This window comes from Bradyrhizobium sp. HKCCYLS2038 (assembly GCF_051167655.1).
Classification (GTDB): domain Bacteria; phylum Pseudomonadota; class Alphaproteobacteria; order Rhizobiales; family Xanthobacteraceae; genus Bradyrhizobium.
This window is the reverse complement of record NZ_JBNPTM010000005.1, coordinates 313,361-328,488: the sequence shown is the minus strand read 5'-3', so window position 1 is coordinate 328,488 and position 15,128 is coordinate 313,361. Positions and strand designations below refer to the sequence as shown.

General features: G+C 65.5%; 13 protein-coding genes. 6 read left to right on the top strand and 7 right to left on the bottom strand.

The features are described 5' to 3' along the window. Positions 1-186 precede the first annotated feature (186 nt). The 7 genes from ACQR1I_RS23390 to otnC form a co-directional block, all read right to left on the bottom strand. Positions 187-474 carry a GIY-YIG nuclease family protein gene (locus ACQR1I_RS23390; protein ID WP_434868257.1) on the bottom strand — a complete coding sequence of 96 codons (288 nt, stop codon included), beginning with the start codon at positions 472-474 and terminating at the stop codon, positions 187-189. A 232-nt stretch (positions 475-706) separates the two neighbouring features. Continuing rightward, the gene (locus tag ACQR1I_RS23385) at positions 707-1,609 is read right to left on the bottom strand and encodes an ABC transporter permease (protein WP_315719168.1); all 903 of its coding nucleotides are present in this window, start codon (positions 1,607-1,609) and stop codon (positions 707-709) included. 4 nt (positions 1,610-1,613) lie between these two features. Continuing rightward, complete coding sequence (locus ACQR1I_RS23380) at positions 1,614-2,549, bottom strand: ABC transporter permease (RefSeq protein WP_434868258.1); 936 nt, start codon at positions 2,547-2,549, stop codon at positions 1,614-1,616. 87 nt (positions 2,550-2,636) lie between these two features. Continuing rightward, positions 2,637-3,926: an ABC transporter substrate-binding protein gene (locus ACQR1I_RS23375; protein WP_434868259.1), complete on the bottom strand. Its 1,290-nt coding sequence runs from the start codon at positions 3,924-3,926 to the stop codon at positions 2,637-2,639. A gap of 39 nt (positions 3,927-3,965) precedes the next feature. Further along, positions 3,966-5,000 (bottom strand): ABC transporter ATP-binding protein, encoded by a 1,035-nt coding sequence (locus tag ACQR1I_RS23370; protein ID WP_434868260.1) that lies wholly within the window; start codon positions 4,998-5,000, stop codon positions 3,966-3,968. A gap of 496 nt (positions 5,001-5,496) precedes the next feature. Then, a complete protein-coding gene (locus ACQR1I_RS23365) occupies positions 5,497-5,709 on the bottom strand; it encodes a hypothetical protein (protein WP_434868261.1) in 213 nt (70 codons plus the stop codon). 24 nt (positions 5,710-5,733) lie between these two features. Then, positions 5,734-6,396 carry a 3-oxo-tetronate 4-phosphate decarboxylase gene (gene otnC, locus ACQR1I_RS23360; RefSeq protein WP_434868262.1) on the bottom strand — a complete coding sequence of 221 codons (663 nt, stop codon included), beginning with the start codon at positions 6,394-6,396 and terminating at the stop codon, positions 5,734-5,736. Positions 6,397-6,528: 132 nt separating this feature from the next. Here otnC and ltnD point away from each other — a divergent pair, with 132 nt between their 5' ends. The 6 genes from ltnD (at position 6,529) to ACQR1I_RS23330 (ending at position 15,099) form a co-directional block, all read left to right on the top strand. Beyond that, on the top strand, positions 6,529-7,443 hold the full coding sequence (gene ltnD / locus ACQR1I_RS23355; RefSeq protein ID WP_434868263.1) for an L-threonate dehydrogenase: 915 nt from the start codon (positions 6,529-6,531) through the stop codon (positions 7,441-7,443). Between the two features lie 43 nt (positions 7,444-7,486). After that, positions 7,487-8,269 (top strand): 2-oxo-tetronate isomerase, encoded by a 783-nt coding sequence (gene otnI / locus ACQR1I_RS23350; protein ID WP_434868264.1) that lies wholly within the window; start codon positions 7,487-7,489, stop codon positions 8,267-8,269. Continuing rightward, positions 8,266-9,546 (top strand): 3-oxo-tetronate kinase, encoded by a 1,281-nt coding sequence (otnK, locus tag ACQR1I_RS23345; protein WP_434868265.1) that lies wholly within the window; start codon positions 8,266-8,268, stop codon positions 9,544-9,546. The genes otnI and otnK overlap by 4 nt, the downstream gene beginning before the upstream one ends. A gap of 250 nt (positions 9,547-9,796) precedes the next feature. Then, a complete protein-coding gene (locus ACQR1I_RS23340) occupies positions 9,797-11,824 on the top strand; it encodes a methyl-accepting chemotaxis protein (RefSeq protein WP_434868266.1) in 2,028 nt (675 codons plus the stop codon). A 349-nt stretch (positions 11,825-12,173) separates the two neighbouring features. Then, positions 12,174-13,865 (top strand): methyl-accepting chemotaxis protein, encoded by a 1,692-nt coding sequence (locus ACQR1I_RS23335; protein WP_434868267.1) that lies wholly within the window; start codon positions 12,174-12,176, stop codon positions 13,863-13,865. A 268-nt stretch (positions 13,866-14,133) separates the two neighbouring features. Next, positions 14,134-15,099, top strand: coding sequence for an MBL fold metallo-hydrolase (locus tag ACQR1I_RS23330; RefSeq protein ID WP_434868268.1), 966 nt, complete (start codon positions 14,134-14,136; stop codon positions 15,097-15,099). The last annotated feature ends 29 nt before the right edge of the window (positions 15,100-15,128 follow it).

Genomic DNA, 15,128 nt, shown 5'->3' with positions numbered 1-15,128 from the left:
CCGCCGTCAGTCCTGCCGTCATCGCGAGCGAATATGCAATCCGGAGTCTTTTCTGCAGCCCCTGGATCGCGTCGCTGCGCTCGCGATGACGGAGTACGTGGGAACTTCGGTGCCCACCACAACTGTCATTGCGAGCGCAGCGAAGCAATCCAGGGGCCGCTTGGTCGGTAAAACTTTGAGTTCGACTCAGATCAGCGTCTCGTAGAGATCTAGCCATTGCGGGTTTAGCGCTTCGACCAGCAATAGTTTCTTCTTGCGGTTGCCGGACTTGATCTGCTTTTCGCGTTCGATGGCAGCCATCATCGTTTCTTGCGGCTCGTACCACACCAGCATCTTGCAGCCGTAGGTCTTGGTGAAGCCCGGAACGAGGCCTTCACGATGCTGGTAGGCCCGGTTCGGCAGGTCGCTCGTCACGCCCACGTAGAGCGTCCCGTTCCGGCCGCTCGCCATGATGTACACGTAAGGCTGTTTCATCGGCGCACCCAGCACATCAGGCGAAGCGGCGCAGTATCATTTGGAGTCTTTGCTGCTGCCCCTGGATCGCTTCGCTGCGCTCGCGATGACGGAGTATGTGGGATCTGCTGTGCTCGCCACAACCGTCATTGCGAGCGTAGCGAAGCAATCCAGGGGCCAAGGCGAAGGTCTCGTTGGCGAGGATGTCGAACGATACCGGCGGTCGGGCGTTCAACCGTTCAGCCGTCTCGTCTCACACCATCCCCTTGCCCGCATCCGAGCCTTGCCGCCGCTGGCGCGCCTGTAGCACCAGGATCACCGACAATGCGGCGAAGATCACCACGAACGACACCGCCGAGGTCAGCGTGCCCAGGGCGTAGATGTCAGGCTTGGTCACCGTCGTGGTGAGGCCCTGCAGTTCCAGCGGCAGCGTGTTCACCGAGCCGATCGCTTGGCTCGAGCGTGCCAGTTCATCCCATGACAGGGTAAAGCCGAACAGGCCGATGCCGACGACCGAGGGCAGGATGATCGGCAGCACGACGTGGCGGAAGGTCTGCCAGGGGGTGGCGCCGAGATCGCGGGCGGCTTCTTCCAACCGGCCGTCGAAGCGGTTGAAGATCGCGAACATGATCAAGAGGCCGAACGGCAGCGTCCAGGTCAGGTGCGCGCCGAGGCCCGAGGTGAACAGGCCCATCGCGGTGGTGTGGCCCTCGGCCAGCCAGCCGAGGCCGTAATCGGCGGCGTGCTTGTTGATGAAGTCGTCGATCAGCCGGAACTCCAGCGCGATGCCGAGCGAGGTGATGATCGACGGCATGATCAGGCTGGCGATCGCGGTGTAGAACAGGATCGAGGCGCCGCGGAACGGCTTGCGGAACGCCATGCCGGCCGCGACCGACAGCACCACCGTGATCACCATCACCACGAGGCCGAGCGCCAGCGAGCGCTTGAACGCGGCGCCGATGTCGACGATGCCGCCGCCGGAAAACACCTTGCCGAACCAGGTCAGCGACACGCCGTTCATCGGGAACGTGAGGCCGCCGTCGGGGCCCTGGAACGACAGGATGTAGATCGCGATCATCGGCCCGTACAGGAACAGCACATAGGCCGAGAAGAACGCAGCGAGGATGTAGAAGGAGCGGGGGCGCTTGTCTCCCATCTCTTTAGAGCTCCTTGCGCACGTCGACGATCCGCGTCAGCGCGGAGATGATGATGATGGTGATGCCGAGCAGGATCACGGCGTTCGCCGCGGCGGCCGGGAATTGCAGCGCCGACAGCCGGGCCTCGATGATCTTGCCGGCGGAGGCGATCTGCTGGCCGCCCATCACGCCGATGGTGACGAAGTCGCCCATCACGATGGTGATGACGAAGATCGAGCCGATCACGATGCCGGGCTTCGCCAAGGGAATGACGATATTGACCAGCGTCTGCCAGCCGGAGGCGCCGGCATCGTAGGCGGCCTCGATCAGGCGCTTGTCGATGCGGATCATCGAATTGAAGATCGGCACCACCATGAAGAAGGTGAACAGGTGGACCAGCGCCAGCACCACCGAGAATTCCGAGAACAGCAGCCACTCGACCGGCTTGTTGACGACGCCCACGCCGATCAGGCCCTGATTGACCAGGCCGTTCCGGCCGAGCAGGGGGATCCAGGCGATCATCCGGATCACGTTGGAGGTCCAGAACGGGATCGTGCACAGCAGCGACAGCACGATCTGCCAGGTCTTGCTGCGAACGTGGAAGGCGAGGAAATAGGCGACCCAGAAGCCGATCAGGAGCGTCAGACCCCAGGTCAGCAGGCAGAGCTTCAGCGTCTTCAGATAGGTCTTCAGGATCGTGCACAGCTCGGGCAGATTGGCGACGCAGCCCTCGAACGTATCGGTGTAGCCGCGGAAGCTGAGCGCCGGGATCATCTCATATTCGTTGTAGTCCCAGACGCTGACGATGACGACCAGCACCAGCGGCAACAGGAAGAACAGCGCGAACACCAGCGTCATCGGTCCGGCCTGCAGCCAGGCGATCGAGCGCATCGTGAGCTTGCGGAGCTTGCTCTCCGCGGGCGCTGCGGTGTCGGGCGAATTGTCGATCGTCACGGCCACGGCTGAAACCTGTCGATGCGGATGCTGGCGCTGGAAACGTCTGCCGCGCCCATGACGCCATGGGCGCGGCAGCAATGGCTGGTCAGATCAAGCGGCGATGAACTCGTTCCACTTGCGGACCATGTAGTCGTTCTCGTCCATGACGGCGTTCCAGCACACCACGCCGCCCATGCGGTCGTCATAGGAGCCGCCGTCGCGCACGGCGCCAGCCTTCTCCATCAGGGTGCCGTCCGGCGCCTTGATGTCGTTCTTGGCGGGCTTGCCTTCCATCCAGTAGCCCCACTCGTCCTCGGTCATGTTGGCCTTGGCGGTGGAGAGCACGGCCGAGTAGTAGCCCTGGCGGTTGAGATAGGCGCCGGCCCAGCCGGACAGGTACCAGTTGACGAACTCGTAGGCCCAGTCGAGCTTCGGGCTGCCGCCCACCGCCTTCGACACGCAGAAGCCCGAGGCCCAGGAGCGATAGCCTTCCTTGAGCGGCTGGAACACGCAAGGGATACCCATCGAGCGCACCTTGGTGACGGCCGGCGACCACATCGACTGGATCACGGTCTCGCCCGAGGCCATCAGGTTGACCGACTCGTTGAAGTCCTTCCAGAACGCGCGGAACTGGCCGGCCTTCTTGGCCTCGGTCAGCACCTTCATCGTCAGGTCGATCTCGGCCTTGGTCATGTTGCCCTTGTCGGCATATTTGTACTGGCCAGTCGCCTCGACGACGAGGGCGGCGTCCATGATGCCGATCGAGGGGATGTTGAGGATCGAGGCCTTGCCCTTGAATTCGGGATTAAGCAGCTCGGCCCAGGACGAGATCGGACGCTTGATCAGGTCGGGACGGATGCCGAGCGTGTCGGCGTTGTACACGGTCGGAATCAGCGTGACGTATTCGGTCGGCGTCGCCGAGAAGGTCTTGGAGTTCGCGCCGTCGAGATACAGCACCTTCCACGGCGCGGTGCCCTGGCCGCCGATCTTCTTGCCGTTCGGCAGCTCGCCCTTGGTGAAGACGGGCGTGATGTTGTTGAACTCCTTGATCTTGCGCGCATCGAGCGGGAAGATGTTGCCCGACGGAACCAGCTTCTTCAGCGAGAAATATTCGGTGTCGAGCACGTCGAACGAGTTCGGCTGGGTGATGACGCGCTTGGTGACGTCATCGGTCGTCGCCGTGATGTACTCGATCTTGATGCCGGTGTCGGCGAGGCACTTCTTCGAGATCTCGTCGCCCTCGTTCACCGCGGTGCCGAGATAGCGCAGCACCTTCGGATCGGCGGCATGGACGTAGGGCGCGCTGAGCAGCGTGCCGGTGCCGGCGAGACCGGCAATCCCGGCCGCGCCCTTGAGCAGCGAGCGGCGGCTGACGGATGGTGTCTTCGATCGATTAGTCATCATCATCTCCTTGAGGAACGAAAGAAAAGGTCGACGAAATCAGGCGACCAGCTCTGCAGCTGGCGCGGCTGAAGCGGGGCGGGGCGTGAGCGCATCGGCGAGTGCCGGATTCCAGGTGACGATGACACGCTCGCCAATGCTGTGGGTCTCCGCATCGAATTGGTCGTCGCTGAGCTGCGCCGAGATCTCGGGGCCGCCGTCGGTCGCGACGGCGAGCAGCACATACGTGCCTTGATATTCGATCTTGCTGATCGTGCCCGGCACCGCGGGGCCATCGACCGCAGCGTTCGGCGCCTTCAGCTGGATGCGGTCGACACGCACGGCGAAGGTGTCACCCTTCACGGGGATCACGTTGTGGCCGCCGATGAAGCGGGCCGCGAATTCGGTGCGCGGATGGTTGAAGATCTCGCGCGGGCTGCCCTGCTGCTCGATTTTGCCGCCGTTCATCAGCACGACCAGGTCGGACAGCGCCATCGCCTCGTCCTGGCCGTGGGTGACGTGGATGAAGGTGAGGCCGAGCTCGCGCTGCAGCCGCTTCAGCTCGGCACGCATGCGCAGGCGCAGGAACGGATCCAGCGCCGACAGCGGCTCGTCGAGCAGAAGAACCTGGGGCGAGGTGATCAAGGCGCGGGCCAGCGCCACACGCTGCTGCTGGCCGCCGGAGAGCTGCGCCGGCAGCCGGCCGGCAAAGCCCTGCATGTCGACGAGCTCGAGCAGCTCGCGGGCGCGGGCGTGGCGCTCGGGCTTGGCGACGCCCTTCATCTTCAGAGCGAAGGCGACGTTGTCGATCACCGTCAGATGCGGAAACAGCGCATAGGACTGGAACATCATTGCGGTGCCGCGTCCGGCCGGCGGCAATTCGGTCACGTTCCTGGCGCCGACGATGATGTCACCGGATGTCGCGGCTTCGTGTCCCGCGATCATGCGCAGGGTCGATGTCTTGCCGCAGCCGGACGGACCGAGCAGGCAGCAATAGGAGCCGGCGGGAATCCGCAGGTCGATCGCATCGACGGCGGTGACGTGACCGTACATCTTCGTCACCTTCACCAGTTCCAAGCTCGCGCCCGCCGCCATCCGCCCTCCGTGTCTAACCTTTTCGCCGAGAACCGGGCATCGGTCAGCGTCCGCACCATCGGGTGCCCGGCTCCCGACCCGAGTGATGTCTGCAACGGATATGCCAAAGATTGGCCAGCGGACGGTGCGCTGCACAGAGAGCGCGCGCTGAAGCCGACGCGTATGCAATCGGGGGGATCGTATCGCCAGCGGCCGGCGGCGATGCGCTCGGGCCGGGCCGCGGCCCGGGAAAACAGCTGCGACCACGGCGTTGTGGCGGCATTTTTGCCTTTTCCTTTCCTCCCGGGGTGTGCTCAGCCGATGATGCTGCAATCGATAAAGTGAAGAACCGACGCTGCAGCCGCGTCCCGTGGGACCGGCGCCACCGGTGTCTGCCTATCGATCAAGCGTCTGGTCGTTGCCCCCGCAGTCAAGTTCTGCCTCAATCTTAGGCATTGTTGCTGTCTGGAGGCAAGAAGACTTAAGCGCGCGGCGTGGCGGTGCAGGGACAGCACGGCTAGCGCAGCCGGGTGCGCAACTTGCTCTCTGCCGCCGCCATCAGCATGCGCTCGGCGATGGCGCGCAATTCGGCTGCCCCGATCGGATTGGATTCCGCAAAGATCTCGTAGGACTCGGTTGCGATCGGAAACCAGCGATAGAAGCGGGCCTCCTCGAACAGAATGCGGGTCGCTGCCTCGATCTCGGCCGGCGACGGTGCGAGATATTGCATGCGCATCCATCCAGGCCGGTTCGGTCAGTGATGGTCGCTGTGGTCGGGCAGCGAGAGGCCGAACACCTTGACGAGATCATCGACCTGCTGCGGCGACAGATGACGCGGATTGAGCCCGCGCAGCAGCAGATAGAGCTTTGCCGTCTCCTCCAACTCCTCCATCGCGAAGACCGCGGCTTCCAGGGTGTCGCCGGAAACCACCGGGCCATGATTGGCGAGCAGCACCGAGGCATACTTGCCGGCCAAGCCCTTGATGGCGTCGGCAACGGCGGGATCGCCGGGACGATGATACGGCACAAGCGCGGTCTGACCGCAGCGCATCAAATAATAGGGTGTCAGCGGCGGCAGCGCCATCCGCGGATCGATCTCCGGCAGCATCGAGATCGCCACCGAATGCGTCGAGTGCAGGTGCACCACGGCGCGCGCCGCGTCGCGCGTCTGGTACAGCGCGGTGTGCAGCGGCACCTCCTTGGTCGGCGCGTCGCCCGAGACCAGCTGTCCGTTGGCATCGAGGCGCGACAGCTTGGCCGGGTCGAGGAAACCGAGCGAGGCGTTGGTCGGCGTCACCAGCCAGCCGCCGTCGTCGAGCCGCACGCTGATGTTGCCGGACGACCCCGGCGTCAGGCCGCGCTCGAACAGCGAGCGGCCGAACCGGCAGATGGCCTCGCGTACAGCAGTTTCCGCCACGTTATCAGTCCTCGGTGGTTCGCGGGTTGCGGGCTTTGTCTCACGCTTTGGCAGCGCGGCCAAGCCGTGTTACCCAGGGACCGAGCCGGGCCAACCGGACCGTCACCAGGAAACGCGTCGAGGATCTGCCGCATGCCATCGCCAACGCAATTGAACGTCGCCGTGATCGGGCTCGGCTCGATGGGATATGGCATGGCGACCTCGCTCAAGCGCGCAGGTTTCGTCGTCACCGGATGCGATGTCTCGGCGGACGCGGTGGCGCGGTTCGTCGCCGACGGCGGCAAGGGGGCAAACAGCCCGGCCGAGGCGGCCGCGGGTGCCGACATCGTGGTCAGCGTCGTGGTCAATGCGGCGCAGACAGAAGCCATTCTGTTCGGTCCCGGCGGTGCTGCCGAGACCATGCCGAAGGAGTCGGTGTTCGTCTCATCCGCGACCATGGACCCGGACGTGGCGCGCCGCCTCGCCAAGCAGCTCGAGGCCACCGGCCGGCATTATCTCGACGCGCCGATCTCCGGCGGCGCGCAGCGCGCCGCGCAGGGCGAGCTGACCATCCTGGCCTCGGGCGGCGCTGCCGCCTTCGCCAAGGCGCGCCCGGCGCTCGATGCGATGGCCGCCAAGCTCTACGAGCTCGGCGATGCCGCCGGCCAGGGCGCCGCGTTCAAGATGATCAACCAGCTGCTGGCCGGCGTGCACATCGCCGCCGCCAGCGAGGCGATCGCGTTCGCTGCCAAGCAGGGGCTCGATATCAGGAAGGTCTATGAGGTCATCACCGCCTCGGCCGGCAATTCCTGGATGTTCGAGAACCGCATGCCGCACGTGCTCGACGGCGACTACACGCCGCGCAGCGCCGTCGAGATCTTCGTCAAGGACCTCGGCATCATCCAGGACATGGCGCGCAGCCATCGCTTCCCGGTGCCGGTCTCGGCCGCCGCACTGCAGATGTTCCTGATGACATCAGCCGCCGGCATGGGCCGCGACGACGACGCCTCGGTGGCGCGGATGTACGCCCAGGTCACCGGCACCAAGCTGCCGGGCTCCTCCAAGTAGCGTCTGCAAGTAACGTCTGCACGTCACAGCGCGAGTTCGCACCATGCCCCGCTTCGCCGCCAATCTCTCGATGATGTTCACTGAGCATCCGTTCCTCGACCGCTTCGCCGCCGCTGCCAAGGCCGGCTTCACCGCGGTCGAGTTCCTGTTTCCCTACGATCATCCGGTCGAGGAGGTCGGCAAGCGCCTGCACGGTAACGGCCTGACCCAGGCGCTGTTCAACCTGCCGCCTGGGAATTGGGATGCCGGCGAGAAGGGCTTCGCCGCGCTGCCGGAGCGTTTTGACGATCTCAAGGCGAGCCTGGAGACGGCGCTGCCTTATGCCAAGGCGACCGGCGTGAAGCGGCTGCACATGATGGCCGGCATCGCCGATCGCCACGATGCGAAAGCGGTCGAGGCCTATTACAAGTCGGTGGCATGGGCGGCGGAGTTCTTCGCGCCTGAAGGCCTCGACGTCGTGATCGAGCCGATCAATGCGCGCAACGTGCCCGGCTATTTCCTCAACGATTTCGGCTTCGCCCGCGATCTGATCCGCGAGCTGAAGATCCCGAACCTCAAGCTGCAGTTCGACATCTATCACTGCCAGATCATCCATGGCGACGTGACGATGCGGCTGCGCGAGATGATGGACATCACCGGCCACATCCAGATCGCCAGCATCCCTTCGCGCAACGAGCCCGACAGCGAGGAGCTGAACTATCCGTTCCTGTTCGGCGAGCTCAACCGTCTCGGCTATGCGGGCTTTGTCGGCTGCGAGTACAATCCGCGCGGCCGCACTGAGGACGGGCTCGGCTGGTTCGCGCCCTACAAGGGAGTGAAGCCGTGACCCTCAAGCTCGGCTGCATCGCCGACGACTACACCGGCGCCTCCGATCTCGCCAACACGTTGACCCGCGCCGGCCTGCGCACCGTGCAGACCATCGGCGTCCCGGCCGACGATCTCGCATTGCCCGAGGTCGACGCGGTCGTGGTGTCACTGAAGAGCCGCTCGATCGAGGCCTCGCTAGCCGTGACGCGCTCGCGCGAGGCGGACAAATGGCTGCGCGCGCGGGGCGCCCGCCACGTGCTGTTCAAGATCTGCTCGACGTTCGATTCCACCGATGCCGGCAACATCGGCCCTGTCATGGACGCGCTCGCGGGCGATGCCGGCGATGGCATCGTGCTGGTGACGCCGGCGTTCCCGGAAACCAAGCGCACCGTCTATCAGGGCAACCTGTTCGTCGGCGGCGTGCCGCTCAACGAGAGCCCGCTGAAGGATCATCCGCTCAACCCGATGCACGATGCCAATCTGGTGCGCGTGCTCGGCCGCCAGAGCCGGCGGAAGGTCGGTCTGGTCGATCTCGCGACCGTCGTGCACGGCCCCGAGGCCATCGGCCACCGGCTGCAGGAGCTTGTCGGGCAGGGCATGGCGGCGGCGATCGTCGATGCCGTGTTCGATGCCGACCTGACCGCAATCGGTGCGGCCGCCCTGCAGCACAAGGTCTCGGTTGGCGCCTCCGGCATCGGGCTCGGCCTGGCGCGGGCGTTGGTCGCGGCCGGCCAGGCGCATTCGCACGCCTTCGCGCATCATCACGCCGACGCGCCGGTCGGCGGCCTCGCGGCCTGTCTCGCGGGCAGCTGCTCGCAGGCGACGTTGCAGCAGATCGCGCAGGCCGAAGACATCATGCCGGTGCTGCACCTCGACGCGGCGGGCCTCGTCGCCGGCCCTGACGAAACGCACCGGGCGCTGACCTGGGCGCGTGAGCGCATCGGCAAGGGACCGGTGCTGATCGCCTCCAGCGCCACACCCGATCAGGTCGGCGCGCTGCAGGCCAAGCATGGCCGCGAGGCGGCTGGGCATGCCATCGAGCAGGCCATGGCCGATCTCGCCGAGGGGCTGATCCAAGCCGGCGTCCGGCGTCTGATCGTGGCAGGCGGTGAGACCTCCGGTGCCGTCGTCGACCGAATCGGGATCCCGGGCTTCCTGGTCGGGCCGGAGATCGCAGCCGGCGTGCCGGTGTTGCGCGCGATCGGCGCTGAAGCAGGCGACATGCTGCTGGCGCTGAAGTCGGGCAATTTCGGCGGGCCGCAGTTTTTCGCGGATGCATTGGGGCTGATGCGCTAGCGGCGCATCGGCCGCATGCCGGCTGCTCAGTGTTGTGCCGGATTTCGGAACGATCCGCACAGCCGGGGTGCCGATGTCCCGATCTGTATCGCTCGTGCCGTTATAAGCGCCGCAAAGCACAAGGAATCAGCAGATGTTTTTCGCGTGTAATGCGCGATGACTCCCGTAAATTAACGGGTCTCTTAGTACCTCACCCATATACCGCTGAGACGGAGTGCGTCGCGTGACGCGTCCTTCTGTGGGTGGGGCAATGAAACTGAATCGGATCGGCTACAAACTCGGGCTCGCTGGCGTCATCGGCGCATCTCTGGCGGTCGGCATGATCGTCAACCAGATGATGGCGGAGAGAGCCGTCGGCCAGGCCAGTCAGCAGGCCGAGCGCGCGCGGCGCGTCGTCGAGAGCGTCTTGTCCGCCAGCATCAACATGCAGCAGACCCAGCTCGCAGGCCGCTCGGCGCGGCTGGCGCGGGCGCCGGCCGACGCGGAGAAGGCGGCTGCCGAGATTCAGCAGTTCTCGACCGCGATGGTCACCGACATCGAAGCCGCGCTGGCCAGCGTGTCGACCGCCGACAATCGCGCCCGGCTGAGCCGGCTCAAGCAGCTGATGACGAGCTACGCGGCCGGAGCGGTGGACCTCGCCGAGGCGCAAAAGACGCTGCTGCTGCAGATCGACAAGCGCAGCGCGGTCTCCAACGAATGGTCCAACAGTCTGAAGGGGCTGCTGGCCTCGCCTGGCTTGCCGAACCTCGCCTTCCGTGAGCGGGTCGAGCGTCAGCTGCACGCGGCCGACGCCAAGCTGAACTACATGCGCTCCCAGGCATGGCGGTTCGGCGTGACCGGTGATGCCGCGGCGATCGCGACCCTGAAGCAGACGGTGCCGCTGCTGAAGAGCGCGCTGACCGATGCCCGCATGCTGGCCGACGATCGCGAGATCCAGGCCACGATCACCAAGCTCAACGGCCTCGCTTCGGATTTCGTCGTCGCCAACGACGATGTGGTGAAGATCGAAGGGATGAAGGAATCCATTCTGCGTGATCGCACGCTGATCTATCTCAGCGAGGCCGGCGAGCTGATGACGGGCGCGGTCCAGGATGCCCGCGCGCGCAACGCCAGCGCCCGCTTCGACGCCGATCAGGTCGCCGCGCAGGCGAGCCATGTCACCCTGTTCGTCGGACTGGCGGTGCTGTTGTCGGTGATCGGCTTGGTCGTGTTCTCGTTCCTCGGCATCGCGCGGCCGCTGACCCGGCTGAATGCGGCGCTCGGCGAGATGGCACGCGGCCGGCTCGACATCGTGATTCCCGGCGCGGCCCGCGGCGACGAGATCGGTGATCTCGCCAAGACCGTGACGGTGATCCAAGGCAATGCGGAGGACAAGGCGCGCGCCGAAGCCGAGGCCAAGAGCGCGCAGGACGCAGTCCTCGTCCGCCAGCGCAAGGCGGACATGCAGCGGCTCGCCGAACAGTTCGAGGCAGCCGTCGGTGAGATCGTGAACACCGTTTCGTCGGCCTCGAGCCAGCTCGAACAGTCTGCGACCACGCTGACCCAGGCGGCGACGCGCTCGCAGGGGCTGACGACGGCCGTTGCCGCGGCGTCGGAGGAAGCCACTACCAACGTGCAATCGGTGGCATCCGCGACCGAGCAGATGGCGTCCTCCGTCACCGAGATCAGCCGTCAGGTGCAGGAATCCGCGCGCATCGCCATCGATGCCGTCGGGCAGGCCCGCAGCACGACCGGTCGCGTCAGCGAGCTGTCGAAGGCGGCGACCCGCATCGGCGACGTTGTCGAGCTCATCAACACGATCGCGGGCCAGACCAATCTGCTCGCGCTCAACGCCACGATCGAGGCGGCACGTGCCGGCGATGCCGGCCGCGGATTTGCCGTGGTCGCCTCGGAGGTCAAGGCACTGGCGGAGCAGACCGCGAAGGCGACCGGCGAGATCGGCCAGCAGATCTCGAGCATCCAGGTTGCGACCCAGGAGTCGGTCGCGGCGATCAAGGACATCTCGACGACGATCGAGAAGCTGTCGGAGATCTCCTCGGCCATCGCGGCCGCCGTCGAGGAGCAGGGCGCAGCGACGCAGGAGATCTCGCGCAACGTCCAGCAGGCGGCCCACGGGACGCAGCAGGTCTCGGTCAACATCACCGAGGTTCAACGCGGCGCCAGCGAGACCGGCGCCGCCTCGGCGCAGGTGCTTGGGGCAGCACAGGCGCTGTCTGGCGACAGCAGCCGCCTGAAGCAGGAGGTCGCGAGCTTCCTCGGCTCGGTGAGGGCGGCGTGAGCTGACATCGCAGCGATCGGTCAGCTCCGATCTCGACGTTTAACGAAGGCCTGGGCGGCGACGCCCGGGCCTTCGACGTTTCGAAGCGCGCACTATCAAGTCAGCCCCGCTTCCATGTCGCTGCGTCGGCAATACACCGGCCGCGAAGGCGGCGGAATGCGCGCAGTTATGCAACCTCGGGTGCATTGATGGGCCGATCCGTATTTTCCCGGTTGCAAAGCTTTATGTTGGATTAATCGGTGACTGCAAAAGTGGAGCATCGCACCTAACAAAAACAGTCATGCCAATGCGGGCGTGACCGCCACAGCCGTCAGGCATGACCTTTGGGTCATCAGCTGGGAGTCTCGCCATGCGCACGAACCTGCCTGTTACCAAAGTCGAATATCCGATCACGGATGACACCCTGATCGTGTCGAAGACCGACGCGAAGGGCAAGCTCACCTTCTTCAATGAGGACTTCGTCAAAGCCGCCGGCTTCACCGAAGCCGAGCTGATGGGGCAGCCGCACAACATCGTGCGTCATCCCGACATGCCGCCGGAGGCGTTCGACAATCTCTGGACCACGCTGAAGGCGGGGCGGCCGTGGGTCGGCGCGGTGAAGAACCGGCGCAAGAACGGTGACTATTACTGGGTGCTGGCGACCGCCTCGCCCATCCGCAAGGACGGCCAAGTCGTCGGCTACACGTCGGTGCGCACCAAGCTGCCATCCGACCAGCGCGCCGAGGCCGAGCAGGTCTATGCTGCGATCCGCGAAAAGAAGCCGCACGGCTACAAGATCGATGACGGAATCGTTCGGCGTCGCTCGCTGTTCGATCACCTCGCGATGTTCACCGGCTCGATCGCATCGCGGCTGCGGACGCTGGTCGGATTGCAGACACTGTTTCTGATCGCGCTCGGCATCATCTCGTTCGGCGAAGGCGGGCTTGGCGGCATGGCCGGCGCAGCGATCGCGGCTGCAGGCATCGTGCTGTGCGGCCTCATCGGCTTGCGCACCATCAGCGTCATCGTCGGGCCGCTCGATCATGTCAACGAGACGATGGAGAACATCACCCAGGGCAAGCTCGACACCCGCATGCACATCGCGCGCGACGACGAGATCGGCCGCGCCTTGCGCAACCTGCAGACGGTGCAGACGATGGTGCGCTTCAACGCCAGGGAGCTGCAGGAGCAGGAGCAGCGCGCGGCGCGCACGCGCAAGCAGGAGATGTCGGCGCTTGCCGACAGTTTCGAAGGGGCGATCGGCAATATCGTCGAGACCGTCTCGTCGGCGTCGAGCAATCTCGAGAGCTCGGCGAATTCGCTGTCGGGCACCGCAATGCGCGGACAGGAGCTTTCGACGACTGTCGCCGCGGCTTCGGAAGAGGCCTCGGCCAACGTCCAGGCCGTCGCCTCCGCGACCGAGGAGTTGACGTCATCCGTGCGGGAGATCAGCCGTCAGGTCCAGGAGTCGGCACGCATCGCGGCCGATGCCGTAGAGCAGGCCCGCCGCACCAATGATCGCGTCGGCGAGCTCTCCAAGGCCGCAACCCGGATCGGCGACGTCGTCGAGCTGATCAACACGATCGCCGGCCAGACCAACCTGCTGGCGCTCAATGCCACCATCGAGGCGGCGCGCGCCGGTGAAGCGGGCCGCGGCTTCGCCGTCGTGGCGTCGGAGGTCAAGGCGCTGGCCGAGCAGACCGCCAAGGCCACCGGCGAGATCGGCCAGCAGATTTCCGGCATTCAGGGCGCGACCCAGGAATCGGTCGGCGCCATCCGGGAGATCTCGACGACGATCGAGCGCCTCTCCGAGATCGCAGCGGCCGTGGCGGCCGCCGTCGAGGAGCAGGGGGCGGCCACCGCCGAGATCTCGCGCAACATTCAGCAGGCCGCGATGGGGACGCAACAGGTCTCCGCCAACGTCACCGACGTGCAGCGCGGCGCCGCCGAAACCGGCGACACTTCGAGCACGGTGCTCACGGCAGCGCGGCAGCTGTCCGGTGATAGCAACAAGCTCAAGCAGGAGGTCAGCCGCTTCCTGCAGTCGGTCCGCGCCGCCTGATCAGGCAGTCTCTCGATACCGGCGACGGCCAACTATGGCCGTTGTCGCGTGCGATGCACGAACGAGATGCCGGGTCGCTCCGGCCGGTCACCTCGCCGCAACAGCGTTTACCTTGCTCGCTACCAACGAGCCGCCCGCTAGAAAGGCCGTCATCATGCCATAATCCCGCTAAGGTGCACAGGTTACTTGTATCCTGATCACCTTCAACCGGCGGTATTTGTGCGTGGCAGGCGATTGGATAGCAGGCGGAGTTTCGCGCAGGGACTTGGTGCTGACGGCTGCGACTGCTGCCGCGGCCTTTGGTCTCGATGCCGGCATTGCCGTCGTGGCTGCCAAGCCGCGCCGCCGCACGGAAGATCCCGAGCGCGGCTATCGCCGGATCATGATCGGCGAGGCCGAGGTGATCGCGCTCTATGACGGCGTCTGGGAGAAGCCGCACGAGGCCGGCTTCTTCAGCAATGCCAGCGTCAGCGACGTCAAGGAGGTGCAGCGCGCGGCCGGCCTCAGCACCGCTTTCGTCACGGTGCCGATCTCCACCTTCGTGGTGCGGCTGAAAGGCAAGACCGTGCTGTGCGACGCCGGCGGCGGTGGTCAGGTCCAGGGCTACAACTCCGACTCGGTCTTCATCTCCGGACGGATGCTGGACAATCTGAAGGCGGTCGGTCTTCGTCCGCAGGACATCGACACCATTCTCATTTCCCATTTCCATCCTGATCACATCTTCGGCCTGATCCGCGAGGACACCGACACGCCGGTGTTTCCCAACGCCGAGATCATCGTCGCCGCGGCCGAGTACAAGTTCTGGACCGACCCGTCGCAGACCAGCCGGCTGCCGCCATGGCGGCAGTCGCTGGCGCGGCGTATTCAGGGCGTGATCCCGAGCTGGAAGAATGTGCTGCCCGTCGAGGGCGAGGACGAGGTGGTGCCCGGCATTCATTTCGTCAGCGTTCCCGGGCACACCCCGGGACACACCGCGTTTCATCTCAGCTCCGGCGCGGAGCAGCTGATGATCTCGGGTGATACGGCCTACGTGCCGACGTTCTGTCTGCGGCATCCCGAATGGCACGGGGCCTATGACCAGGACGGGCCGGCAGCCGAAGCCAGCCGGCGCAAATTGCTCGATCGTATCGTTGCAGAAAAGATGTTGCTGTGTGGATCTCATTTTCCATGGGCCGCGTTCGGCCGGCTCAACCGTGATGGCGCCCATTATGCGCTCGATCTGCTCCCGGCTTGACCACGCGCCGGGCCCGCCGGCAGGGTGCG

Excerpts from the sequence above, each read along its gene's own strand:
- ACQR1I_RS23390 (WP_434868257.1), bottom strand. The coding sequence starts at position 474 with ATGAAACAGCCTTACGTGTACATCATGGCGAGCGGCCGGAACGGGACG.
- ACQR1I_RS23385 (WP_315719168.1), bottom strand. The coding sequence starts at position 1,609 with ATGGGAGACAAGCGCCCCCGCTCCTTCTACATCCTCGCTGCGTTCTTC.
- ACQR1I_RS23375 (WP_434868259.1), bottom strand. The coding sequence starts at position 3,926 with ATGACTAATCGATCGAAGACACCATCCGTCAGCCGCCGCTCGCTGCTC.
- ACQR1I_RS23370 (WP_434868260.1), bottom strand. The coding sequence starts at position 5,000 with ATGGCGGCGGGCGCGAGCTTGGAACTGGTGAAGGTGACGAAGATGTAC.
- ACQR1I_RS23365 (WP_434868261.1), bottom strand. The coding sequence starts at position 5,709 with ATGCAATATCTCGCACCGTCGCCGGCCGAGATCGAGGCAGCGACCCGC.
- ltnD (WP_434868263.1), top strand. The coding sequence starts at position 6,529 with ATGCCATCGCCAACGCAATTGAACGTCGCCGTGATCGGGCTCGGCTCG.
- otnI (WP_434868264.1), top strand. The coding sequence starts at position 7,487 with ATGCCCCGCTTCGCCGCCAATCTCTCGATGATGTTCACTGAGCATCCG.
- ACQR1I_RS23340 (WP_434868266.1), top strand. The coding sequence starts at position 9,797 with ATGAAACTGAATCGGATCGGCTACAAACTCGGGCTCGCTGGCGTCATC.
- ACQR1I_RS23335 (WP_434868267.1), top strand. The coding sequence starts at position 12,174 with ATGCGCACGAACCTGCCTGTTACCAAAGTCGAATATCCGATCACGGAT.